Raw genomic sequence first — 24,138 nt, 5'->3', positions numbered from 1 at the left:
GTTACTAAAAGAAAAGGAAGTTTAAACTTCCTTGTAAAAACTTTGTAGATGACTACAAGAAGAGTCAAACTGTTCTTTTTCTTCTTTTGTCATTTCAATCTCAACAACCTCTTTGACACCAGTCGCATCCAAAACGGCAGGAACACTAGTAAATACACCATCTTGTCCATATTGACCATCTAAATAAGTAGAAACAGGAAGTACTACAGATTCATTAAACATCAAAGCACGAACAATACGTGTTGTACTTGCGGCAATACCATAACATGTATTTCCTTTACGGTTAAAGATTTCCCAACCATCTTTCTTTACAGCTTCATGAATACTATCAAACATTCCCTCATTCATACGAGTTGGATTATCTTTAATGATTTGATAAATATCTTTACCACCAACACGAACTGTACTCCATGGAATCATTTCACTATCTCCATGTTCACCTAAAACATACGCATGAATACTCTTTGTATCTACATCAATACAATCGGCAATATGGCATTGTAAACGTGCTGAATCAAGTAATGTACCCGATCCAATAATTTGATTTGCTGGTAAACCAGAAACTTTATAAGCCACATAAGTCATAATATCCACTGGATTCGATACAACTACAATAAAGCCATTAAAACCATTTTCCATAGCACTCGATACAATGCTTGTCACAATCTTAGAACTTGATTTTAAAGCCACTAAACGATCATTTTCCTTGCCCATTGGAGCACTAGCTGTAATCACTAAAACATCAGCATCTTTACAATCTGTATAATCCCCTAATTTAATCTGCATATTACGATTCATAAAGGCAATACTATGAATCATATCCAAAGTTTCTCCTTTGGCTCTTTCTGTATTCATATCAATTAAAACAATTTCATCACAAATTCCTTGGTTGATCATGCAAAAAGCTGTACTTGCTCCAACATTTCCCGCACCAACAATTACTACTTTTCTTTTTTTAATCATAATGGCTCCTCCTACAAAAATTTAGAGATATATCCCTGTATAAATATTACCAAAATAATTACAGGAATGATATACGAAACATAGAAACCTACTTGTTTAGGAAAAGAGATTCCCTCACCACAATTGGCTTCCTTTAAAAAATTTTTAAATCCCCATCCATATTTAGATGTACAAAACAATACATAACAAAGTGATCCTAAAGGCAATAAATTATTCGATACAATAAAATCTTCTAAATCCTGAATCGTTGTACCAGCACCTAATGGTTGAATAAAAGACAACACATTAAATCCCAATGCACAAGGTAAAGATAGAACAAAGATAAGTACAAAACTTACTTTGATGGTTTTTGAATGAGACCATCCTGTCCATTCCATTGTCATAGTGATAATATTTTCAAATACCGCAATAATTGTAGTTAATGCCGCAAAACTTAAAAATAAGAAGAACAAAGCTCCCCACACATTTCCAAATTGCATATTCGCAAAGATATTAGGTAATGTCTGAAAAATCAATCCAGGACCTTGCCCAGGATCCACGTTATATGCAAAACATGCCGGAATCACAATAAAGCCTGCAACCAATGCGACAAATGTATCTAAACACACAACCGTAATCGCTTCTGAAGTTAATTTCTTACTTTTATCAACATAGCTGCCAAATATCGCAATGGCACCAATACCTAAACTCAAAGTAAAGAAAGCTTGCCCCATAGCCGCAAATACGACTTCTGATATATTTTGCATCTTTGAAAAATCAGGCAATAAGTAAAATTTAACACCAGCCATGGCTCCTGGCAAAATAAGTGAACGTACTGCTAATATAAGCATCAACGCCAATAAACACAACATCATATACTTTGATACTTTTTCAACACCGTTCTGCAAACCTTTTGAACAAATGAAAAAGCCAATACATACAACTAGAAACATCATGCCAACCTGAACTAAAGGATTTGACAACATCAAACCAAACTCATCATTAATTTGACTTGCGTTTAAGCTATTAAAATCCCCTATCAACATCTTATAGAAATAATAGAATAACCAACCACAAACCGAAGTATAAAACATCATCAATATATAGTTTCCTGCCATAGCAACATATTTCATAAAATGCCACTTCGTACCTTTTGGCTCTAATACATCAAAAGAAAGGGCTGCACTTTTTTGACTTGCACGACCTACTGAATACTCCATAACCATAACGGGCAATCCTAATATGACTAGAAAAAATAAATAAATCAAGACAAAAGCAGCTCCTCCATATTGTCCTACAATATATGGAAAGCGCCAAACATTGCCAATTCCAATTGCGCATCCTGCACTAATTAAAATAAATCCTAAACGATTTGAAAACCTATCCCTCATCCTGTTATCTCCCTATAAAAACAATCTAAACAACCCATATACCTTCCATTCCAAGGTTTCATTCTTCCACAATAATGAATAATTACACTATTTTGTTTCACCCAATCCAAATCCATCTTATTTCTTGGGTTTCTTAAATTATAGAAATTCATCATTCTTTCACTCAAATTATATTTACGATAATCCACAAGTTTCGTTTTATCTCCATATAATGCAGTTAATACATCTTGATCAAAAAGTACAAGTTTTTTCTTGTATGTATTCACATAATTTAAGATATCTTGCTTATTCAATTGTTTACGTAACGCAACTAGATTCATCAATAAAACCCCAGTATTGATATATGGAACATCTTCATTTAACCCTAATCTTTTCGCATTTAAATGTGTCATATTCTCACTTACATGACTACATGCGATATAAAGATTGTCTTCAAAATCCATATTATACAATTCCTTTAAACTTTGAATCACCACAATATCCACATCTAAATATAGAATTCGATCCAATGTATCCGGCAATAAATCCGATGCGAATAATCGATAATATATTTCTAATGGATATCTAGATGAAATAGGAAATTCTTTAAACACTTTTTCCTTTACTTCAATAAAATGAAATGTACATCCTAAAAAAGAATTTCTTAAATCATCCATATGTTCTTGATTCAAATCATGATGCAGAATATAGAAATCAATATTCTTATCAAAACGAACGATGGATTGTATACACGTCTTTGTCAAACCTATGAATTTTGCGTTAATTGAAAATAAAATGTTCATAAAATGATTTTATCACAAAATTAATTGAAAATCTTTTCATAAAATATGATACAATACTTACATTAAGGAGAAGATGATAATATGAAACTTATTATACCCGAAAACTACGATCCAGTATTAACTGTTAGAGAAACACAAGAAGCCATTAAATATATTCGTGATACATTTCAATATGAATTTGGTAAGGAGTTAAATCTTTCTAGAATTTCTGCCCCTTTATACGTAACACAAAGTTCTGGTTTAAACGACAATTTAAATGGTACAGAAAAACCCGTATCTTTTACTATGAAAGAATTGCCTGGTGAACAATTAGAAGTTGTACACTCTTTGGCAAAATGGAAACGTATGGCTTTGAAGAAATATGGTTTTAAGCTACATGAAGGCCTATACACAAATATGAATGCCATTCGTAAAGATGAAGAATTAGATAACTTTCACTCTACATATGTCGATCAATGGGACTGGGAAAAAATCATTTCTAAAAATGAGCGTACCCAACAAACACTCGAAGAGCATGTTCGTACGATTTTTAAAGTCATTAAACATATGGAACATGAAGTATGGTACAAATATCCTCAGGCTGTGAATCATTTGCCTGATGATATTTTCTTTATCACAACGCAGGAACTATTGGATAAGTATCCAAATTTAAATTCAAAAGAAAGAGAAAATGCCATCACAAAAGAACATGGCTGTGTATTTGTGATGCAAATTGGTGATAAATTATCAAATAATGAAAAGCATGATGGTCGTGCACCAGATTATGATGATTGGAATTTAAATGGCGATATTCTATTCTGGTATGAGCCTCTACAAAGTGCTCTTGAAATTTCTTCAATGGGTATTCGTGTGGATGAAGATACTTTATTTGAACAATTAAAAAAAGAGAACTGCTTAGATCGATGTGAACTTCCATTCCATAAAGCAATTCTTAATAAAAAATTACCATATACTATAGGTGGAGGCATTGGGCAATCAAGACTTTGTATGTTGCTACTAAAAAAAGCACACATTGGAGAAGTCCAAGCAAGCTTATGGCCGCAAGACATGATTGATGCATGCTTAAAAAATAATATTCAAATCTTGTAGGACAATCGTCCTACTTTTTTATTGTCGTACCATTTGGATTGGATACATAATCCCCATATTCTAAATCAGATACTTCGCATCCATTCACTGTAATATTTCCAGCACAAACTGTAATAGCTCCATCTACACCTTCTTGTTGTCCATCATAAATAAATGCGCCATCAAACAATAAACCATCCATAATATTGTGTTTTATATCAATATCATCACATATTACACTTACTGTACACTGATTTTTCTTTGTGCTGTTTTTTAAATATGTATAATAAGCTCTACCTAAATTAAAATATTTTATCATCTTTTTCTCCTAAAGAAAAGGAATAGGTATTCACCTACTCCTTATATTTTATTCTTCTGATTGAATATCAATTGATCCATTATCTGTAGTTTCTGCATCTTGTAGAATTGATTCTTCTACAGATGATTCTACATTTTCCATCACTTCTCTATCGTCTGATCCTGATACTAATTTATCAAATTTTTCAGAATTTTCATTATGAACTTCATTCATACGTGCAATACGTTTTTCACGAAGCTCTTTTGCTTTAGCTGCAACGATTTCATTTTGAGGACGATCACCTTGACATCCTGTACCTGCAGGTATCAATTTACCAATGATAACATTTTCTTTCAAACCAATTAAATGGTCAACTTTACCTTTAATTGTCGCATCTGTAAGAACCTTTGTTGTTTCCTGGAACGAAGCGGCAGATAAGAAAGAATCTGTTTCAACTGAAGATTTAGAAATACCTAGTAATACAGGTTTGAAAGTAGCTGGAGTTTTTCCGCTTAATAATGCATCACGGTTGATTTTTGTGATGTTGTTAAGTGATAATTGAACACCAACATTTAAATCTGTATCTCCACTATCTACAACGATTACTTTCTTCATCATCTGTTTAATCATTACTTCCAAGTGCTTATCGCTAATTTCGATACCTTGGCTCTGGTATACTTTCTTAACTTCTTTTAAGATATAATCTTGAACTTCACGGACACCAGCAACACGCAATAATTCTTTTGGGTCTAATGGACCTTCAGTTAATGCAACACCAGCTTCAATCTTAGCTCCAATTTGAACCCATGGACGCATTGATTGGTTTGCATTAATTTTATGAGAAACACTTTCATGTTCATTTGTGATAATGACTTCTTGGCGCATTGTTCCTTCAATACGTTCGATTGAAGTGATTTCACCAGAAATCTGAGCAATTACCGCAACACCTTTTGGACAACGAGCTTCGAACAATTCTTCAACACGAGGCAAACCTTGAGTGATATCTTCTGCACCAGCACCGGCAACACCACCTGTATGGAATGTACGCATTGTTAACTGTGTACCTGGTTCACCAATTGATTGGGCAGCCATAATACCAATAGCTTCACCAACTTCAACGTCTTTACCAGTAGCCATGTTACGTCCATAACATTTACGACAAATACCTAAACGAGATTTACATGTAAATACAGAACGGATATACATACCTGTAACACCAGCATCTACAATTTTCTTTGCAAGTTCATCTGTGATAAACTCATCACTCGCAATAATTAACTCACCAGTTTTTGGATCTGTTACATCTTGTTTTGAATAACGACCAACTAAACGATCTTGTAATGGTTCGATAACAGAATTTGTCTTGCGATCCATTAAAGTTTCAATCCAGTAACCCTTATCTGTACCACAATCATCTTCTTTGATAATTACATCTTGTGCAACATCAACCAGACGACGAGTTAAGTAACCAGATTCGGCAGTCTTCAAGGCAGTATCAGTTAAACCTTTACGCACACCGTGAGTAGAGATAAAGAACTCACTTACGTTCAATCCTTCACGGAAACAAGAGTAAATAGGAACTTCTATGATAGTTGGAACATATTCGCCTGCACCCGCTTTGGCGTGACCTGGCTTAGCCATTAAACCACGCATACCAGCTAGCTGCGTAAAGTTTGACGCGTTACCACGGGCACCAGAAGTCGCCATCATGTTAATTGGGTTTTTACGAGGTAAGTTTTTCATCAATGATGTAACAATCTTATCTTTTTGATCATCCCACATCTTAGATAAGTGACGTTCCCATTCTTCCATTGTCAGCATACCCTTACGTTGTAAGTGTTTTAATTGATCGGCTTTAACACGACCCTCATCGATATATTCATCTTTGTGAGGAGCCACTTCGATATCTGATAAGGCAACTGTAATACCAGCTACTGTTGAATATTCAAATCCTAATGATTTGATTTGGTCAAGAATTTCAGCTGTTTGATCAGCATCATAACGCTTGAAGACTTCGGCAATAACTTTACCTAAATCTTTTTTCTTAACGGCATCAACTAAAGGCATAGCTTCAATATATTCTTTAATGTTTTGTCCTGGAGAAACAAAATATTTGTCAGGAGTACTTACAAAGTTTTCCTTACTAACCTCATTGATATAAGGGAAATCTTCAGGGAACATTGAGTTGAATACGATCTTTCCAACAGTTGTAATTAAATAATCATTTTTATGTTTTTCATCAAATGAAGTTTTATGCATGTTGCATACAGGCAATGCGATACGAGTGTGAAGGTGAACTTGTTTTGACTGATAAGCCATCATGACTTCATCTTCGTCTGTATATACATGACCTTCACTTTCACCAAAACGGTGCCAGTGAGCAGCTTCTAATGGGCAACCAACTTCTTCGTAGTGTTTAGCTTCTGCAAAGAATTCATCTTTCGTTTCTTCCATTGTTAAATAGAAATTACCCATAACCATATCCTGTCCTGGTGTAACAATTGGCTTACCATCTTTAGGACCTAAGATATTGTGGGAACCTAACATCATAACTAATGCTTCGGCACGAGCTTCTTCTCCTAATGGAACGTGGATGGCCATCTGGTCACCATCGAAGTCGGCATTGAACGCTGTACATACTAGTGGGTGAAGACGCATTGCACGTCCTTCAACCAATTTAGGCAAGAAAGCCTGAATACCTAAACGGTGTAGTGTAGGTGCACGGTTCATCAATACTGGATATCCATCAATTACTGTTTCAACAACATCCCAGATACGTGGATCGCGACGTTCGATTAATTTTTCTGCATTTTTAGGATTTTGAGCCAATCCTTGGTTTACAATTTCATTAATAATAAATGGTTTAAACAAGTTTACTGCCATTTCACGAGGAATACCACATTGGTACATCTTCAAATCTGGTCCTACGGCAATTACAGAACGACCAGAGAAGTCAACACGCTTACCTAATAAGTTTTGACGGAAACGACCTTGTTTACCCTTTAATGAGTGAGACAATGATTTTAATGCACGTCCACCCGCACCTGTAATCGGTTTTGAACGACGTCCATTGTCAATTAAAGCATCCACAGATTCCTGTAACATACGTTTTTCATTTTGAACAATGATATTAGGAGTGCCCAACTCTAATAATTTACGTAAACGATTATTACGAGTGATAACACGACGATATAAATCATTTAAATCACTTGTCGCAAAACGACCACCATCCAATTGAAGCATTGGACGTAAATCAGGTGGTATTACCGGAATGTTAGTCAGAATCATCCATTCTGGCATATTTTCACTATTGCGGAATGCGTTAATAGTATCTAAACGTTTGATTAATTTTTTACGTTTTTCACCTTGTGCTTTTTCAAGAGCATCTTGTACTTCTTGATATTCAGATTCTAAATCTACATCTTGCAATAGACGAAGTACAGCTTCAGCACCTGTTTGAGCAGTAAATCCTGTTGAACCATAAATAGCTTGGTTTTCACGGAATTCACGTTCAGAAAGAATTTGTTTATAAGCTAAACCAGATTCTTTTGGATCAGTAACGATGTAACTTACAAAGTATACAACTTCTTCTAATTGTTTAGGTGTTACATCCAACAACAATGCCATACGGCTAGGAATACCACGTAAATACCAAATATGAGCTACTGGTGCAGCTAAATGGATGTGACCCATACGTTCACGTCTTACGCTTGCCTTTGTGATTTCTACACCACAACGGTCACATACAACACCTTTAAAACGTACTTTTTTATATTTACCACAAGCACATTCCCAGTCCTTAGTTGGACCGAAAATGCGTTCGCAGAATAAACCATCACGTTCAGCTTTTTGTGAACGATAGTTAATTGTCTCAGGCTTAGTTACTTCACCATGACTCCATTTCAAAATCGTTTCTGGACTCGCTAAGCGAACCTGAATCGAGGCAAAATTGTTAATACTCATATTTTATACTACGCCTCCTCTTCTTCGTTATTTTCTTCTTCAATATCGTCGACTAACTCTTCCTTTTGAACTTCCTCTTGTAAAGGTTGAGCTGGATGAGCGTCCTGGTCATCATCATCTAATGTGATGTCAACCTCATTATTATTTTCATCTAACAAACGAATATCGATTGCTAGACCTTGTAATTCGTGCATCAATACACGGAATGATTCTGGAACCCCTGGTTCTGGAATATCTTTACCTTTGATAATAGCTTCATAAGTCTTAATACGACCTTGAATATCATCAGATTTGATTGTCAAGATTTCTTGCAAAGTGTGGGCAGCACCATATGCTTCCAATGCCCAAACTTCCATCTCTCCAAATCTCTGACCACCATTTTGAGCTTTACCACCCAAAGGTTGTTGAGTTACTAAAGAGTATGGTCCTGTAGCACGAGCATGTAATTTATCGTCAACCATGTGGGCCAACTTGATCATGTACATTACACCAACACTAATACGTTCATCAAATGGTTGTCCAGTTTGTCCATCGTATAATACCTGTTTTCCATCTACAGTCATGCTTGCTTCACGCATTACATCCTGCAAGTCTTCATTTGATAAACCATCGAATACAGATGTAGAGAATTTAACACCAAGTTTACGAGCTGCGTAACCTAAGTGGATTTCTAGAATCTGTCCAATGTTCATACGAGAAGGTACACCGAATGGATTCAACAAGATATCAACTGGATGTCCATCAGCCATAAATGGCATATCTTCGATTGGTAGAATCTTAGAGATGACACCTTTGTTACCGTGACGACCAGACATTTTATCACCTTCAGAAATCTTACGTTTCTGAACGATATATACTTTAACACGCATATTTACTCCAGGAGGAAGATCCGATCCATCTCCACGTTTAAACACACGAATAGAATGAACAATACCAGCACCACCATGAGGTACTTTCAATGAATTGTCACGAACTTCACGTGATTTTTCACCAAAGATTGCTAATAATAATTTTTCTTCTGGACTAACTTCACTTTGTCCTTTTGGAGTAACCTTACCAACTAAGATATCTCCTTCTTTTACTTCGGCACCAACCATAATGATACCATTTGAATCTAATTTACGAACTGCGCTTTCACCAACGTTAGGAATATCACGAGTGATTTCTTCAGGACCTAACTTAGTTTCACGACAGTCAATATCATATTCTTCTACGTGAATTGAAGTATATACATCATCACTAACCATACGTTCTGACATGATGATGGCATCCTCGTAGTTATATCCATGCCATGTTGTATATGCGATAACAACGTTTTGACCTAAAGCCAATTCACCATTTTGCATACTTGGACCATCAGCCAAGATATCGCCCTTTTCAACTTTTTCTCCAACCTCTACAATTGGACGTTGGTTAATACAAGTACTTGCATTTGAACGAGCAAACTTACGTAATTGATAAGTATGGTTTTCACCTTCATTATCTTTAACAACAATACGTAAACTATCTACATACTCTACAACACCATCTTGTTTGGCGACAATACCTACACCAGAGTCTTTGGCAATTTTATATTCAATACCAGTACCTACATAAGGTGAATGTGGAACTAATAATGGAACGGCCTGACGTTGCATGTTGGCACCCATTAAGGCACGAGAAGCATCATCGTTTTCCAAGAATGGTACACAAGCAGTGGCAACAGATACGATCTGTTTTGGACTGACGTCGGCAAGTTCTACTTCTTCACGATCAGCGATAATAGTTTCACCAGCCTTACGAGCTACGACACGTTCATTTACTAAATGACCATCACGAACCTCATTGGCCTGAGCAATTACATAATCTGCTTCTTCATCCGCACTTAAGTAAACTGTATCTTCACTAACTGTACCATCTGCATTTACCTTACGATAAGGTGTTTGGATAAATCCATATTCATTGATACGAGCATAAGTTGTTAAGTTATTAATCAAACCAATGTTTGGTCCTTCAGGCGTTTCGATTGGACAAATACGACCATAGTGAGAGTTATGAACATCGCGAACTTCAAAACTTGCACGGTCACGACTAATACCACCTGGACCTAAAGCTGAAATACGACGTTTGTTTGTCAACTCAGCTAGAGGGTTTTGTTGATCCATGAACTGCGACAATTGCGAACTAGAGAAGAATTCTTTAATTGCAGCTGTCAAAGGACGAATGTTTGTCAATTTTCTTGGTGTTAAGCTATCCATTTCTTGAATTGACATACGTTCTTTAACAACACGTTCCATACGAGATAAACCAATACGGAATTGGTTTTGGATCAATTCACCAACAGAACGAATACGACGGTTTCCTAACATATCGATATCATCTGTTGTTCCTACACCTTCCATAACATTTAAACTATATGAGAAGAATGCATACATATCTGAAACTGTAATTGTATGCTTGTTTGCGAATGGGTCATTTCCAGCAACACGTACTTCATCCCCATTGTTGTCAATAATATATACTTCTTGAACACATGCACCAATCAACCATGCTGTGATATCTTCACTTAAAGCACGTTGTTTAACTTGTGTTTCAACATCACTATCGATAGCATCTGGACTTACGCCAACCATATAACGGTTCGCAACTAATTCCATATCCGCATCAACAATATCTTCACCTTGCGCATTTGTTAAACGTCCAAGTGCATATAAACGTTGTCCATAGTTAAATACAGAATCCATATTTTCAGCTGTTAATTTAACTGGTTGTGCAAACAATCCTGCAAAAATTTCAACATTTTCAACAACCTTTTGGATTGCTAAAACATCTTGTTCAGTTAATACTGTACCAGCATCTAAATAAGCATCTTCCGTTTCTACATCACTAGCCAATACACGACCAATTAATCCTGTAGTCCAGCTTGTCGGAATTGAAACAATATCTTCTTCATGGAATTCTGAGCGGAATGGATAAGCGACACAATAAGTGCCTTTAGCCAATTCTTCACGCAATGCATTTTTTTCATCACGATGAACCATAGTACCTTTTTCCATGAAAACATTACCATTTACATCAACTATGTCATGAGCAAGTGTCATACCATACATACGATCGATTGCATTTAATTTCTTGCGTAATTTATAACGGCCAGCCTTTGTCAAATCATAACGACGGTGATCAAAGAATTTAGCCTGCATCAAAGTGATTGATCCATCTAATGTAGGAATTTCATCACTTCTCTGGTTTTCATAGAAAGAAAGTAAAGCTTCCTGAGTAGTTTTTACTTTATCATTCAATAAAGTATTTTCAATTTCTTCATATTTTCCAAAGAAGGCAGTGTACAACAACAAATACATATTCATGTATTCGCGATCTTCTGCATCTGTAGCTACATCAGACCAGTTACGTCCCATTGCACGTAAGAACGTTTCCATCATTGATGTATCATGAGTATCTTCATTTACCCCAATATTCAAAGACATACCTATAGCCTTGAATAAGATACTGAATAATACTTTACGACGACGGTCAATAGAAACGTTGATCAAACGTCCATTTGTAGTTTTCTTTTGTTCAGTCATGAACTCTAGCCAAGTACCACGACTTGGGATTAATTCACAACTAAAGTTTTGTTTACCAGTCTTTTCATCATAACTGTCCGCAAAATATGCTCCAGGAGAACGTACGATCTGACTAACGATTACACGTTCCGCACCATTGATGATGAATGTACCAGTTTCTGTCATTAAAGGGAAATCCCCTAAATATACTTCTTCGCTCTTTGTTACAACTTCCCCAGTTTCTGAGTCTGTAACTTCCAATTCCATATCTGCATATAGAGGTGCTGCAAAGTTGCATTCTCTATACATAGATTCTTCAGCGTTATATTTTGGTTCTTCAAAATGATAACGCAAGAAATTTAAACGAATGTTTTTTCCATAGTTTTCAATTGGATAGATTTCTTCAAATACTTCTTGGATACCTTGTTGCGTAAACCATTTAAATGAATCTGTCTGGATTTCGACAAGATTAGGTAACTCTAATTTACCACTAACCTTTGAGTAATCTCGGCGGGAAGATTTCTTTCCACACGAGACAATACGATATGCTTTGTTGTTGTCCATGCATGCCATCCTTTCGTTCGAATTTGTACTATATTAGGAAGTTTTCATCCGAAAACTTACACTATTATGCAATTTATTATACTACTAGTAAAAGTGCCAAATGTCAAGAAAAACTTGACAAAATCATGAAAATAGGATATAAATAATGCCTATCCTTTTTAAGCACCCACATGAAATAGGTGCTTTTTTCTTTTTTTGACATACAAACCAATTCCTAATACAATAATGAAAGTTAGAAGGAGTCTATAATGAAAAAACTATTAACATTCATATTAACTTGTTTTTTATCCCTTTCACTTGCAGGATGCTCGCACTCAAAAAATAACGATGATATTCTCACATTCTTTAATGCGTTAGATAATACACTAAATTTAAAAAGCGCCCAAATCAATGGAATACTCACTATGAAAGATTCAAAATTAAATATTAATGCCCAAATTCTTCAAAAAGACGATTTACAAGTTGCCAGTTCAATCGGTCTTGTTGCAGGAAAAAACGTACAAAACAACTTTTTGAACTTTTATATCAAAGATGGAAAAACATATTTAAATTCCATGGGAACAAAAACACAAAGTACAGTGGATAAGATTGGGTTAAAACAAAATTCAAAATTAAATGCATACAACCCATTTCTAGATTTAACGGATGATCAATTGTGTGAATTGTTTGATTCCTCTAAAAAGGAAGATAACAACTATACTTTTAAAGTTAATACAAGCAAATTAGCAACACTACTCGATAACATGGGATCAATCAAACTAGATAATGCTACATTAGAAGCAACAATCAGGAATAATAAAATTACTCATCTTGCTCTAAATTTTATAGGAACGCAAACAGTAGAAAATGCAAGTGCTGATATTGATGTTTCATTAAAATTAAACATCAAAAATCTAAAGAAGATCAACTTTCCAAATGATTTAGAAGAATATAAAAACGAAACTGCAGAAGATTAATTTTTCTGCAGTCTTTTTCTATTTTTTTACTTTTTCTTCTATCTCTTTTTGTTTTTGCATAACTTCATTAATTTTTTCTTGAATTAAATGAGCATAGGCATCTGCTCCAGGCTCCATTGGATGTATTCCATCTGCTTCTAACAGGTCTGTATGCTGTGAAATATAAGAATTCCAATCAACAATTGTTATATTTGAATGTTTTTTTGCTAACTCTTGTAAATATTCATTATTGCTAGCTTCCCATTCAACACCTGGCGCATATATATTGACCCAGAAAATAGATTTATCTGAACCAATCATTTCTAGCTCTTGTTCAACATTATTTTCATCTAAAACGCCATTTGTTCCAAGTGAAATAACAACTGTATTATGAATATTTCCTTGTGACTGATACCAACGCAATATGTCTTGAGCCTGATATATTTGTCGTGAAACAGCTGCATCTACAATAGAATCAGGATAAACGGCTTGAATATTTGTATATGCCGACAACATAACGGAATCTCCTATGCAGAATAACCCTTTATCGGATACTTTCTGTGAATTTCCACTTGAGCTATAATCTACATCTTTAGCCTTTTCCATTTTACCATCTGATTTTGCATTCTTTTTCTTTTTGATTGCTTCTTCATTTTCTGCAATACGCTTTTGTAACTCAGTTGAATCCACTTCTTTTGAAGTTACTAAAGCAACAACACCAGTTGCCTGAAATACCAAGCCAACGATTCCACAAGCCAGTACCGCTTTCTGAAATTTAGGCTTAATTTGCTTGTACTTAAACACTTTTAAGAAATAATTTGTCCATACAACAAGTGCAATCAAAATTACAAATTCAAATAAATATATGATGAAATGTTTATTCCAATCCTTATACTGAAACAAATAAATCACTGGATATTGCCATAAATAAATTTCATAACTATGTCTACCAATCCAATCTAATATAGGCACATCCAACGAAACTGAGCTATTTGCCGTTTTCTCAATTAAGAACATAGACAAAATTGTTGTTAGTGCCAACACTAATAAATATACAATTGGCATTTTACCAGCAAAAATAAAGTAAGAAACAGCCAATATTCCAATCAAAGAAAGTGAAATATAAAAATTCTTTTTCGTTTCCTCTTCCTTTGTATATATCCAACCCAAAAGCATTCCGGCAAATAACGAATAAACTCGAGTATCTGTTCCATAATACAATCTTGTTACATTAAACCCACACAAATAAAGGACTGGCATTATTAACGCAAAAGCAACAGTGACTCCAAACATTGTCTTGATTGTATTCGACTTTCCTTTTTTTTCTTCCAACTTATATAATCCAAATAATAAAAGCGGAAAAATCAAATAAAACTGCATTTCAATAGACAAGAACCATAAATGAGAAAATGGTGAAGTATTCGCAATTCTAGTAAAGTAATCCAAGCTCTGTGAAATCTGCCAAAAGTTATTAAAACCCGCAAATATACTTAATACTTGCATCTTCATTCCACGCAAACTATCATTAGCCAAAAAGAAATAAATTCCTAAAGTTGTAAAAACCATTACCAACAATGGCGGGTACAATCTTTTTATTCTTGATACATAAAATTTTATAACAGAAAATTCCTTGTTTTCCATTTTTTTCTTATTTGTGATAACCATTAAAAAACCAGTTAAGACAAAAAATAAAACAACTCCTAAATAACCACCCTTAAAGACATTAGGAAACATATGGAAAAGAGTAATTCCAATAATGGCAATACCCCGCAATCCATCCATTCCCTTTATTCGGTTTCCTTTTTCTTTCATATCAACATATCCCCTTATCACGCTCTTATAAGCAGTTTATATTTTAGCACAAATAAACCTTAATATTTATTAATAAATATATAAATTTTTAATATCACTTTTTTGTAAAATACAATATAATATATAAAGATTCCAGAAAGGAAAATAACATGCAAAGTATTAAAACAATTTATAAAATCGGACCCGGACCTAGTAGTTCACATACATTTGGTCCAATGATGGCTTCTAAGTATATTAATAAGCACTATCCAGATGCCTCGCACTTCAAAATTACCCTATTTGGTTCTTTAGCACTTACAGGAAAAGGACATCTTACAGATAAAATCATCCTAAAAACATTGGGTGCTAACAAATGTGAAATCATCTTTGATTTAAAAAAAGAAGTTGAACACCCAAACACGATGATTATCGAAGTTTTTAATGATGATACTAAAATTGCACAACACACTTTCGTTTCAATTGGTGGCGGTAAAATTGAAATCGATGGTAAAAAAGGCAATGTCGACCCTGAAATTTATCCACATACAAAAATGGATGATATTCAAGTCTATTGCAATGAACGACATTTACGTTTAGATCAATATATCGATGAAGTAGAAGGTACTGAATTTGATTCTTACATGAATCAAATCTTCAAACAAATGTTAAAAACAGTAAATACTGGATTAAAAAAGACTGGAGTATTGCCTGGAAGTTTAAAAATCGATCGTGTAGCCCACGCATTATACCAATCAGCACAAAGTTGTAGTGATATCCAAGACAAAAACAGTTTATTACTAAGTAGCTATGCCTATGCAGCCAACGAACAAAACGCTAGTGGAGGCATTGTCGTAACTGCTCCAACAATGGGTAGTTGCGGTGTATTACCGAGTCTTGTATATCATTTCTATCATGATCAAAAATATCCTAAAAAGACACTTATTCAAGGTTTAAAAGTTGCCGGATTGATTGGAAATCTAATTCAAACAAACGCAACCATTTCAGGAGCTAAAGCCGGATGTCAGGCCGAAGTTGGTGCTGCCTGCTCAATGGGTGCTGCCTTTGTAGCTTATTGCCAGCTTCAAAATAATGAACAAATTGAATGTGCTGCAGAAATTGGATTAGAACACCATCTAGGACTTACATGCGATCCAGTTGGCGGATACGTCATGATTCCTTGTATTGAAAGAAATGCCGTAGCTGCACAAAGAAGTGTGGATGCCGCAAGACTTGCCAAATATTTACGCAATGTGAAAAAGAATCGTGTAAGCTTTGATATGGTCGTTCAAACCATGAATCTAACAGGAAAGAAACTTCCAATTGAATTAAAAGAAAGTGCACTAGGTGGACTAGCCGTTGTTGTACCTGAAAAAGCATAAAGGCCTAATTCATGTGAATTAGACCTTTTCTCTATTTATCACGAACAAAACACTCTAATACTTTATAGCCCTTTCGTTCTAAATCGGCTTGTAAATCATCTGGTTCGGTAGTATCACAACGAATAACTAGATTGGCAATTCCATCTTCAAAAGAATACACACCAATATGATTGATATTCACTTTGTTTTCAACAAAGATTTCCGACAACTTACCAATGGCACCAATTTCATCTTTTACGGCAACCGTAATTCTTGAACCCACTTCATCCCATCCAAGAACATTCAAGAAACATTTAAATACATCATTTTGCGTTACAATACCCGTAACTTCACCCGATGCATTGACTACCGGCAGACATCCAATATTGTTTTTCAACATTTTCTGTGTCGCATATTCCATCAATTCATTCTCATCCACAGAAATGACTTTTTTTACCATCACAGTACTTACAGTTGTTTTTGACAATAAATAATTCAATTCATATATGCTTAAGCTTGTCGCATTCGTTGTACCCGAATTTGAAATCATACCCTCAGTAATCAATCCAACAAGTTGACCTTTTTCAACAACTGGAACACGGTGAATTCCCTTTTCCTTCATCAAATCAATGATTTGTGAAATCGTTGCATCTGGTTCAGCACATATAACATTTTTTGTCATATAATCTTTAACTTTAAACATCTTATTATCCTCCTAGATATGCCTTTTGAACATCCGGACTCTTGGCAAGCTCTTCACCTGTACCTGACATTACAACTTTACCCGTCTCTAAAACATAGGCACGATGTGCAATCGACAAAGCCATCTTTGCGTTTTGTTCTACCAATAAAACCGTTGTTCCCGACTTATTGATTTCTTCAATAATATTAAAGATTTCCTTAACCAAAATAGGAGCAAGCCCCATGCTTGGCTCATCCAAAAGTAACAATTTAGGCTTAGCCATTAAAGCACGTCCCATCGCTAACATTTGTTGCTCACCACCAGATAAAGTAGAAGCATCCTGATTCATACGTTCTTTTAAGATTGGAAACTGTTCACAGACCTTTTCATAATCACGCTTGATTCCGTCTTTATCTTTTCTTAAAAAAGCACCCATCATCAAATTTTCATATACACTCATACCCGTAAAGATACGACGGCCTTCCGGCACTTGCGTTAAACCCATCTCAACAATATGTTTCGGATTGGCCTTCATAATTGATTCATTTAAAAAGTTGATTTCTCCACCCGACTTTTTAACAATGCCACTAATTGACTGCATCATCGTCGTTTTTCCAGCTCCATTGGCACCAATCAACGCGACAATTTCACCTTCATTCACTTCTAAACTAATGCCTTTTAAAGCTTCAATAACACCATAATGCACATGAAGATCTTTGATTTCTAACATTGCCATACTAGATCTCCTCTCCTAAATATGCCTTAACTACAAACTCATTTTGTTTGATTTCTTCAGGCGTACCATTCGCTATCATTTTACCATAGTTCAAAACATAAATACGCTCGCAAATCTTCATAACCAAAGACATATCATGTTCAATCAGGATTACAGTTAATTTATATTTCTCTCGAATATGATCAATCAATTCTGTTAACTCTTTTGTTTCCTGCGGATTCATACCAGCAGCCGGCTCATCCAAATATAAAATTTTGGGCTGAATTGCCAAAGCACGAGCAATCTCCAATCGACGTTGTTTACCATAAGGAAGATTTGTCGCCAATTCATTTCTTAAAGAATATAATCCAACTTCTTTTAAAAGTTCTTCTGCCTTTTCTTCGACCCATTTCTCTTCTTTATAATACGAAGGCAAACGCAAAATCGCAGCTAAACTTCCATAACGAATATTTTTATGCATCGCAACCTTAACATTTTCTAATACTGTCATCGATTTAAATAAACGAATATTCTGAAATGTACGTGCAACACCTAAGTTTGTGATTTTATAAGGCTTCAATCCACCAATCTGAATACTCTTATCTTGATCCATCAACTCAATCAAACCACTACTTGGTTCATAGACCCCTGTCAACAAGTTGAATAATGTTGTTTTACCAGCACCATTTGGACCAATCAAACCAATAAGCTCTCCCTCATTGATTGTCATGGACACATTAGAAACTGCACAAAGACCGCCGAAATTCTTTGTCAAATTTTTTACATTTAAAATTGTTTTCATGCAGATTTCTCCTTTCGCTTATCAAATAATTTCTTAAATGACAATTCTTTTGTGCCTAAAATTCCCGTTGGCTTAAAGATCATGATTCCAACCAATGCCAAGCCATAAATAATCATTCGAATTTCTGAGAAGTTTGCCAAAACAACATTGATAATACCAATCGCAACAGCTGCCAAGACACTTGATGTCATAGAACCCATACCACCAAATACGACCATAACTAAGATATCGATTGATTTATTAAATGTAAATTGATCTGGCTTAATAACATAGAAGTTACAAGCAAACAATGCTCCAGCTAAAGAAGCTAATAACGCACCAATCACAAAGGCAATAACTTTATATTTCGTGGTATTGATGCCCATTGCCTCACTAGCAATCTCATCTTCACGAATCGATAAACAAGCTCGTCCAGGAGCAGAATGTGTAAAGTTACAAACAACTAAAATTGAAATAACAGCACACACAAACAACAATGGAAATGTAGTTAATTTTGGAATTCCATTTAGTCCGGCTGCTCCATTTGTGATTTCCATATTCTGTACTAGGATACGAACAATTTCTGCAAATCCCAAAGTTGCAATAGCCAAATAATCTCCTTTTAAACGTAATGTTGGAATAGAAACAATCAAAGCTACAATGGTTGAAAGAACAAAACCAATCAATACGCCAATCACTAGTCCTGTCATATTTGGCATCATTTTAACCATAATACCAGCACAATATGCTCCAATACACATAAATCCAGCATGTCCTAATGAGAACTGACCACATACACCAATAACTAAGTTTAAAGAAACAGCTAAAATAATATTAATAAAAATATTATATAAAGTAATTGAATAATAAGATCCAATAATTCCAACTTTCATTAAAATCGTTAAAACTACAAAAGATACAACAGAAAGTACAAGCCAGGCAAAATTTGCCTTATTCAATAATTCTTTGCGCATGACTTACACCTTCTCTCTAACGTTTTTACCTAATAAACCAGCTGGTTTTAAGATCAAAATCAAAATTAAAATAATGTAAACAATCGCATCCTTATACAAAGAACTACCATATGCGGTAACCATCGTTTCGGCAATACCAATAAACAATCCACCAATCATGGCTCCTGGAATACTTCCAATGCCACCAAATACAGCGGCAATAAATGCTTTTAACCCTGGCGTCATACCCATTAATGGATTGATTGAGTTATAGTAAATACCAACTAGAACACCGGCAACACCCGCTAAAGCAGATCCTAATAAGAATGTAAAAGAAATTGTTTTATCTACATCGATTCCCATCAAACGTGCAGCATCTTCGTCAACACTTACAGCACGCATGGCGCGACCCATTTTTGTCTTTTGAACAATAAATTGCAAAACAATCATTAAAATTACGGTAATCACAAAAATATAAACTTGTTGCATCGTAATCGTAACGGGTCCTAAATGAAAAGATGCACTCGTTAATAATTTAGGATAAGTTCTTACTTCACTTCCCATAATATATTGTGTTGCATACTCCAATACATAACTTACACCAATTGCTGTGATCAATGCGGTAATTCGAGTCGCATGACGAAGTGGCTTATACGCAATGCGTTCAATCAAAACACCAACGACTCCACAAAAAACCATTGAAATCAATAGGGCAGGAATAAATCCCAATCCACAATATGTTGTGATTAGAAATGCACAATACGCACCTAACATATAGATATCTCCATGTGCAAAGTTAATCAATTTAATAATTCCATAAACCATGGTATATCCCAAGGCAATCAAGGCATAAATACTTCCTAAGGATAGACCATTGACTAGTTGTTGTAAAAAAGCTGTCATATTAACCTCCTTATTAAAAAAGAGGGGGAATTGTCCCCCTGAACAAATACTTATTTATTTGGATCTACTGATACGGCTTCAGTTTGAACACCATCTACTAAGTTAACAACTAATACAGATTTCTTAGGTGAATGTGTCTTATCAAATGTGAATGAACCAGTCAAGCCTTCAAATTTAGCATCAGCGATAGCCTTTTGTAGATCTGCACCTGTTTTACCAGCTTTTTCTAAAGCTTGTAAACCTAAGTTAGTAGCATCATATGTTAATGCAGAGAACATATTTGGAGCTTCTCCATATTCTTCAGTATATGCATTTACAAATGCAGTTAAATCATCACTTGCGTTAACTGTAGTATAAGCAGTTGAATAGTAGCAGTTATTTAAATTTTCACTACCAGCAAGTTCAGCTAATTTTTCTGATTCAAATCCATCAGCACCTAAAATTGTGCAATCCATGCCAGCTTCACGAGCTTGTTTAATAATTAATCCAGCTTCTGAATAGTAACCAGCGATGAATAATACATCTGCCCCTTTATCTTTTACTTTCGTGATAATACCTGCAAAGTCAGTATCTTTAGCATTATAACTTTCAGTAGCTACAACTTCTCCACCCAAATCTTCAAATTTTTGTGTAAATACCTTAGTAAGACCTTTTCCATAATCACTAACTTCATTGATAATTACAGCTTTTCTCTTTCCTAAATTTTCATATCCAAATTTAGCCATTGCCTTACCTTGATATGAGTCTTCAAAACAAATACGGAATGCATATTCATAAGGAGAATCTCCATTCATTGTTGCATCGACCTGAGTAGCTGATGGTGAAATAACTGGAACCTGGTTTTGATCCGCTACTGGATATGTTGCGATAGAAGCACCAGAAGTTGCAGGACCTACAACTAATGCTACACCATCTTCAGTCATCAATTTTGTAGCCGCACTAGTAGATTCACTCGCATCTCCTTTATTATCCATTTTAACAGCTTTAATTTTATACTTTGAATCCTTATTTGCGTTATATTGTTTAATTGCTAATTGAGCTCCCTTATACTCCGCTTGACCATAAGAAGCTACAGCACCAGATAATTCATAGTTCAAACCAATTTTGACTGTATCTCCCTCTTTTAATTCAGTTGCGGCTGTTCCTCCACCAGAACTACATCCGACTAACATACTTAATGCGACAGCACTTGAAGCAAACATTTTTAATAATTTACCTTTCATAATCTATACCTCCCTCGAGTTGTACAGATATAATAGCGCAAGCAGAAAACGTTTTCAAGCACTTTTTACATTTTATTACATTTAATTTTACATTACATTTTACAATTTACATCATTTTCAGCTGTTTTCTTAACAAAAAAAATAGCTAAAGTTATCAAAACCTTAGCTATTCAATCAACTATTAATACATTCCCTGAGGCATTGCAGGTGCTGGTTCTTCTTTATCGATTTTTGCAACTCCAGCCTCTGTTGTTAAGAACAATGCTGAAATACTAGAAGCATTCATCAATGCATTACGAGTTACCTTTGTAGGATCAATGATACCAGATTCAATCATATCTACCCATTCACCATTTTTAGCATCAAATCCTACATTTTCGCCAGCTTCTTTTTGTCTTTCAACAATCTCTTCACTGTTATATCCAGCATTATCAGCAATCTGTGCAATTGGAGCCAATAATGCATCAAATACGACTTTAATACCCTTTTGAACATCGACTACATCCGATTTCACTTCATCTTTCAAAGCTACATAAGCCTTTACTAAACAAGCTCCACCACCTACGACAATACCTTCACTAACAGCAGCACGAGTTGAGTTCAATGCATCTTCAATACGAAGTTTCTTTTCTTTTAATTCGCTTTCAGTTGCAGCACCCACTTTAATGATTGCAACACCATTTGATAATTTACCTAAACGCTCTGCCATACGTTTCTTATCATAATCACTTGTAGTGTTTTCCATTTGCGCTTCAATTTCGGCTACACGAGCAGCCACTTCTTCTTTACTTCCAGCTCCACCAATCATTGTTGTATTATCCTTTGTGACAACGATCTTCTTAACTGTACCTAAGTCAGATAACTGCATATCTTTCAATTCCATATTCAAATCTTTTGAATAGAATTTAGCACCTGTCATAATCGCAATATCCTGCAACATTTCTTTTTGGTTATCACCAAAACCAGGAGCTTTAGTAGCCACTACATTGAATGTTCCACGAAGCTTATTCAATGCCAAAGTAGAAACTACTTCATTTTCCAAATCTTCCGCAATAATCAATAATGCACGATTTGCCTGAACCAATTGTTCTAGTAAAGGCAAGATTTCTTGAATATTTGTGATTTTTTGATCCGTTACCAAAACATAAGCATTTTCCATGGTTGCTTCCATCTTTTCACGATCACTAACCATATATGGAGAAACATAACCCTTGTCATATTGCATACCTTCACTAATTTCAAGTTCTGTTTCAAAGCCTTTTGAATCATCTGTTGAAATGACACCATCACGACCTACTTTTTCCATCGCATCCGCAATGATCTTACCAATTTCTTCTGAACCTGATGAAATTGTCGCAACATTGGCAATATCTTTACTGCTTTCTACTTTCTTAGAAACAGATAAGATATATTCACTTACTGCCTTAGCTGCCTTTTCAATACCTTCACGCATCAATACTGGATTAGCTCCACGATCGACTTGGCGTAAACCATTTTCAATCATACTTTGAGCTAAAATAGTAGCTGTTGTAGTTCCATCACCGGCTGTATCATTGGTCTTATTGGCAACTTCATATACCAATTTAGCACCCATATTTTCAAACTTATCTTCCAATTCAATTTCTTTGGCAATACTTACACCATCATTTGTGATCAATGGTGAACCATAATCCTTTTCAAGAACAACATTACGTCCTTTAGGACCTAAAGTAACACGAACCGCATTAGCTAGTGTGTTGACACCTCTTAACATAGATTCGCGAGCATCTTTTGAAAAACGTACTTCTTTAGCCATAATTTGTTACCTCCTACTATTTGCTTACCGCAATAATATCTTCATCTTTGATGACAATAAATTCTTCATCATCAATCTTCATTGTAGTGCCTGAATATTCTTTATATAAAACTTTGTCTCCACAAGCATATCCAGTATCTTTAACATCCGCTCCAATACTTGCGACAACTGCAAGCTTTGACTTTTCTTTCCCACTTGTCAAAATGATTCCACTTGCCGTAGTTTTTTCTTCTTTTTCTTTCTTTAATAAAACATAATCATGTAAAGGTTGTAACATAATTCATCCTCCTTTTAGCACTTAACTATTCTAACTGCTAAATACTATTATACTCATTTTTAGCACTGATGCAATAAGTTTGCTAAATTTTAACAAATAAAAACCGCGTTTAAAAAGCGCGGTTTTCTCTGCGGCTATAAGCCTTTACTGCCAGCTCGCGTCTCAAGGCGCTGCT

Annotated in this window: 18 protein-coding genes; 3 read left to right on the top strand and 15 right to left on the bottom strand. The window is 35.0% G+C overall.

All coding sequences use genetic code 11. From position 1 onward, the window contains the following. Positions 1–21 precede the first annotated feature (21 nt). Genes Q3907_RS05980 through Q3907_RS05970 form a run of 3 tightly spaced genes read right to left on the bottom strand, consistent with a single transcriptional unit; the run spans position 22 to position 3,115 of the window. Positions 22–963, bottom strand: coding sequence for an L-lactate dehydrogenase (locus Q3907_RS05980; RefSeq protein WP_295645026.1), 942 nt, complete (start codon positions 961–963; stop codon positions 22–24). Between the two features lie 11 nt (positions 964–974). Then, positions 975–2,333, bottom strand: a complete 1,359-nt coding sequence (locus Q3907_RS05975) for a sodium-dependent transporter (RefSeq protein WP_301897655.1) — start codon at positions 2,331–2,333, stop codon at positions 975–977. Next, positions 2,330–3,115: a glycosyltransferase family 8 protein gene (locus Q3907_RS05970; protein WP_301897654.1), complete on the bottom strand. Its 786-nt coding sequence runs from the start codon at positions 3,113–3,115 to the stop codon at positions 2,330–2,332. The genes Q3907_RS05975 and Q3907_RS05970 overlap by 4 nt, the downstream gene beginning before the upstream one ends. Positions 3,116–3,196: 81 nt before the next feature. On the opposite strand from Q3907_RS05970, the gene asnA reads away from it, so the two are divergent. Then, complete coding sequence (gene asnA, locus Q3907_RS05965) at positions 3,197–4,204, top strand: aspartate--ammonia ligase (protein WP_301897653.1); 1,008 nt, start codon at positions 3,197–3,199, stop codon at positions 4,202–4,204. Positions 4,205–4,214: 10 nt separating this feature from the next. Here asnA and Q3907_RS05960 read toward each other — a convergent pair whose 3' ends face one another. Genes Q3907_RS05960 through Q3907_RS05950 form a run of 3 tightly spaced genes read right to left on the bottom strand, consistent with a single transcriptional unit; the run spans position 4,215 to position 12,550 of the window. Further along, positions 4,215–4,502, bottom strand: coding sequence for a hypothetical protein (locus Q3907_RS05960; protein ID WP_301897652.1), 288 nt, complete (start codon positions 4,500–4,502; stop codon positions 4,215–4,217). 48 nt (positions 4,503–4,550) lie between these two features. Beyond that, positions 4,551–8,444 (bottom strand): DNA-directed RNA polymerase subunit beta', encoded by a 3,894-nt coding sequence (gene rpoC / locus Q3907_RS05955; RefSeq protein ID WP_301897651.1) that lies wholly within the window; start codon positions 8,442–8,444, stop codon positions 4,551–4,553. An 8-nt stretch (positions 8,445–8,452) separates the two neighbouring features. Further along, positions 8,453–12,550 carry a DNA-directed RNA polymerase subunit beta gene (locus Q3907_RS05950; RefSeq protein ID WP_301897650.1) on the bottom strand — a complete coding sequence of 1,366 codons (4,098 nt, stop codon included), beginning with the start codon at positions 12,548–12,550 and terminating at the stop codon, positions 8,453–8,455. Positions 12,551–12,798: 248 nt separating this feature from the next. Here Q3907_RS05950 and Q3907_RS05945 point away from each other — a divergent pair, with 248 nt between their 5' ends. Then, the gene (locus tag Q3907_RS05945) at positions 12,799–13,506 is read left to right on the top strand and encodes a hypothetical protein (protein ID WP_295645046.1); all 708 of its coding nucleotides are present in this window, start codon (positions 12,799–12,801) and stop codon (positions 13,504–13,506) included. 18 nt (positions 13,507–13,524) lie between these two features. Here the strand turns inward: Q3907_RS05945 and Q3907_RS05940 are convergent, their stop codons facing one another. Beyond that, a complete protein-coding gene (locus Q3907_RS05940) occupies positions 13,525–15,297 on the bottom strand; it encodes an acyltransferase family protein (RefSeq protein ID WP_301897649.1) in 1,773 nt (590 codons plus the stop codon). A gap of 149 nt (positions 15,298–15,446) precedes the next feature. Here Q3907_RS05940 and Q3907_RS05935 point away from each other — a divergent pair, with 149 nt between their 5' ends. Continuing rightward, on the top strand, positions 15,447–16,655 hold the full coding sequence (locus Q3907_RS05935) for an L-serine ammonia-lyase, iron-sulfur-dependent, subunit alpha (RefSeq protein WP_301897648.1): 1,209 nt from the start codon (positions 15,447–15,449) through the stop codon (positions 16,653–16,655). Positions 16,656–16,686: 31 nt separating this feature from the next. On the opposite strand, the gene Q3907_RS05930 is transcribed toward Q3907_RS05935, so the two are convergent. The 8 genes from Q3907_RS05930 to Q3907_RS05895 all read right to left on the bottom strand — a co-directional run bounded on the left by Q3907_RS05930 (position 16,687) and on the right by Q3907_RS05895 (position 23,963). Then, entirely contained in the window at positions 16,687–17,337 is a 651-nt protein-coding gene (locus Q3907_RS05930; RefSeq protein WP_288536244.1) for a CBS and ACT domain-containing protein, read from the bottom strand. Between the two features lie 4 nt (positions 17,338–17,341). Continuing rightward, entirely contained in the window at positions 17,342–18,046 is a 705-nt protein-coding gene (locus Q3907_RS05925; RefSeq protein WP_288536291.1) for an ABC transporter ATP-binding protein, read from the bottom strand. A 7-nt stretch (positions 18,047–18,053) separates the two neighbouring features. Further along, positions 18,054–18,833, bottom strand: coding sequence for an ABC transporter ATP-binding protein (locus Q3907_RS05920; protein WP_227976474.1), 780 nt, complete (start codon positions 18,831–18,833; stop codon positions 18,054–18,056). Next, positions 18,830–19,786 (bottom strand): branched-chain amino acid ABC transporter permease, encoded by a 957-nt coding sequence (locus tag Q3907_RS05915; protein WP_118325118.1) that lies wholly within the window; start codon positions 19,784–19,786, stop codon positions 18,830–18,832. Before Q3907_RS05915 ends, Q3907_RS05920 begins: the two co-directional genes overlap by 4 nt. Before the next feature lie 3 nt (positions 19,787–19,789). Beyond that, positions 19,790–20,668 (bottom strand): branched-chain amino acid ABC transporter permease, encoded by an 879-nt coding sequence (locus Q3907_RS05910; protein ID WP_003864764.1) that lies wholly within the window; start codon positions 20,666–20,668, stop codon positions 19,790–19,792. Positions 20,669–20,718: 50 nt separating this feature from the next. Continuing rightward, entirely contained in the window at positions 20,719–21,891 is a 1,173-nt protein-coding gene (locus Q3907_RS05905) for an ABC transporter substrate-binding protein (protein WP_301897647.1), read from the bottom strand. Between the two features lie 181 nt (positions 21,892–22,072). Further along, positions 22,073–23,686: a chaperonin GroEL gene (gene groL / locus Q3907_RS05900; RefSeq protein WP_295643703.1), complete on the bottom strand. Its 1,614-nt coding sequence runs from the start codon at positions 23,684–23,686 to the stop codon at positions 22,073–22,075. A gap of 16 nt (positions 23,687–23,702) precedes the next feature. After that, the gene (locus tag Q3907_RS05895; protein WP_295643706.1) at positions 23,703–23,963 is read right to left on the bottom strand and encodes a co-chaperone GroES; all 261 of its coding nucleotides are present in this window, start codon (positions 23,961–23,963) and stop codon (positions 23,703–23,705) included. Between the last annotated feature and the right edge of the window lie 175 nt (positions 23,964–24,138).

This window comes from uncultured Holdemanella sp., assembly GCF_958348295.1.
Classification (GTDB): domain Bacteria; phylum Bacillota_I; class Bacilli_A; order Erysipelotrichales; family Erysipelotrichaceae; genus Holdemanella.
Note: the sequence above shows the minus strand (reverse complement) of the source record. Positions and strands in the feature narration are given on the sequence as shown.

What these genes read in the sequence shown, in the direction of transcription:
- Q3907_RS05980 (WP_295645026.1), bottom strand. Translation starts at nt 963, where the DNA reads ATGATTAAAAAAAGAAAAGTAGTAATTGTTGGTGCGGGAAATGTTGGA.
- Q3907_RS05975 (WP_301897655.1), bottom strand. Translation starts at nt 2,333, where the DNA reads ATGAGGGATAGGTTTTCAAATCGTTTAGGATTTATTTTAATTAGTGCA.
- Q3907_RS05970 (WP_301897654.1), bottom strand. Translation starts at nt 3,115, where the DNA reads ATGAACATTTTATTTTCAATTAACGCAAAATTCATAGGTTTGACAAAG.
- asnA (WP_301897653.1), top strand. Translation starts at nt 3,197, where the DNA reads ATGAAACTTATTATACCCGAAAACTACGATCCAGTATTAACTGTTAGA.
- Q3907_RS05960 (WP_301897652.1), bottom strand. Translation starts at nt 4,502, where the DNA reads ATGATAAAATATTTTAATTTAGGTAGAGCTTATTATACATATTTAAAA.
- rpoC (WP_301897651.1), bottom strand. Translation starts at nt 8,444, where the DNA reads ATGAGTATTAACAATTTTGCCTCGATTCAGGTTCGCTTAGCGAGTCCA.
- Q3907_RS05950 (WP_301897650.1), bottom strand. Translation starts at nt 12,550, where the DNA reads ATGGACAACAACAAAGCATATCGTATTGTCTCGTGTGGAAAGAAATCT.
- Q3907_RS05945 (WP_295645046.1), top strand. Translation starts at nt 12,799, where the DNA reads ATGAAAAAACTATTAACATTCATATTAACTTGTTTTTTATCCCTTTCA.
- Q3907_RS05940 (WP_301897649.1), bottom strand. Translation starts at nt 15,297, where the DNA reads ATGAAAGAAAAAGGAAACCGAATAAAGGGAATGGATGGATTGCGGGGT.
- Q3907_RS05935 (WP_301897648.1), top strand. Translation starts at nt 15,447, where the DNA reads ATGCAAAGTATTAAAACAATTTATAAAATCGGACCCGGACCTAGTAGT.
- Q3907_RS05930 (WP_288536244.1), bottom strand. Translation starts at nt 17,337, where the DNA reads ATGTTTAAAGTTAAAGATTATATGACAAAAAATGTTATATGTGCTGAA.
- Q3907_RS05925 (WP_288536291.1), bottom strand. Translation starts at nt 18,046, where the DNA reads ATGTTAGAAATCAAAGATCTTCATGTGCATTATGGTGTTATTGAAGCT.
- Q3907_RS05920 (WP_227976474.1), bottom strand. Translation starts at nt 18,833, where the DNA reads ATGAAAACAATTTTAAATGTAAAAAATTTGACAAAGAATTTCGGCGGT.
- Q3907_RS05915 (WP_118325118.1), bottom strand. Translation starts at nt 19,786, where the DNA reads ATGCGCAAAGAATTATTGAATAAGGCAAATTTTGCCTGGCTTGTACTT.
- Q3907_RS05910 (WP_003864764.1), bottom strand. Translation starts at nt 20,668, where the DNA reads ATGACAGCTTTTTTACAACAACTAGTCAATGGTCTATCCTTAGGAAGT.
- Q3907_RS05905 (WP_301897647.1), bottom strand. Translation starts at nt 21,891, where the DNA reads ATGAAAGGTAAATTATTAAAAATGTTTGCTTCAAGTGCTGTCGCATTA.
- groL (WP_295643703.1), bottom strand. Translation starts at nt 23,686, where the DNA reads ATGGCTAAAGAAGTACGTTTTTCAAAAGATGCTCGCGAATCTATGTTA.
- Q3907_RS05895 (WP_295643706.1), bottom strand. Translation starts at nt 23,963, where the DNA reads ATGTTACAACCTTTACATGATTATGTTTTATTAAAGAAAGAAAAAGAA.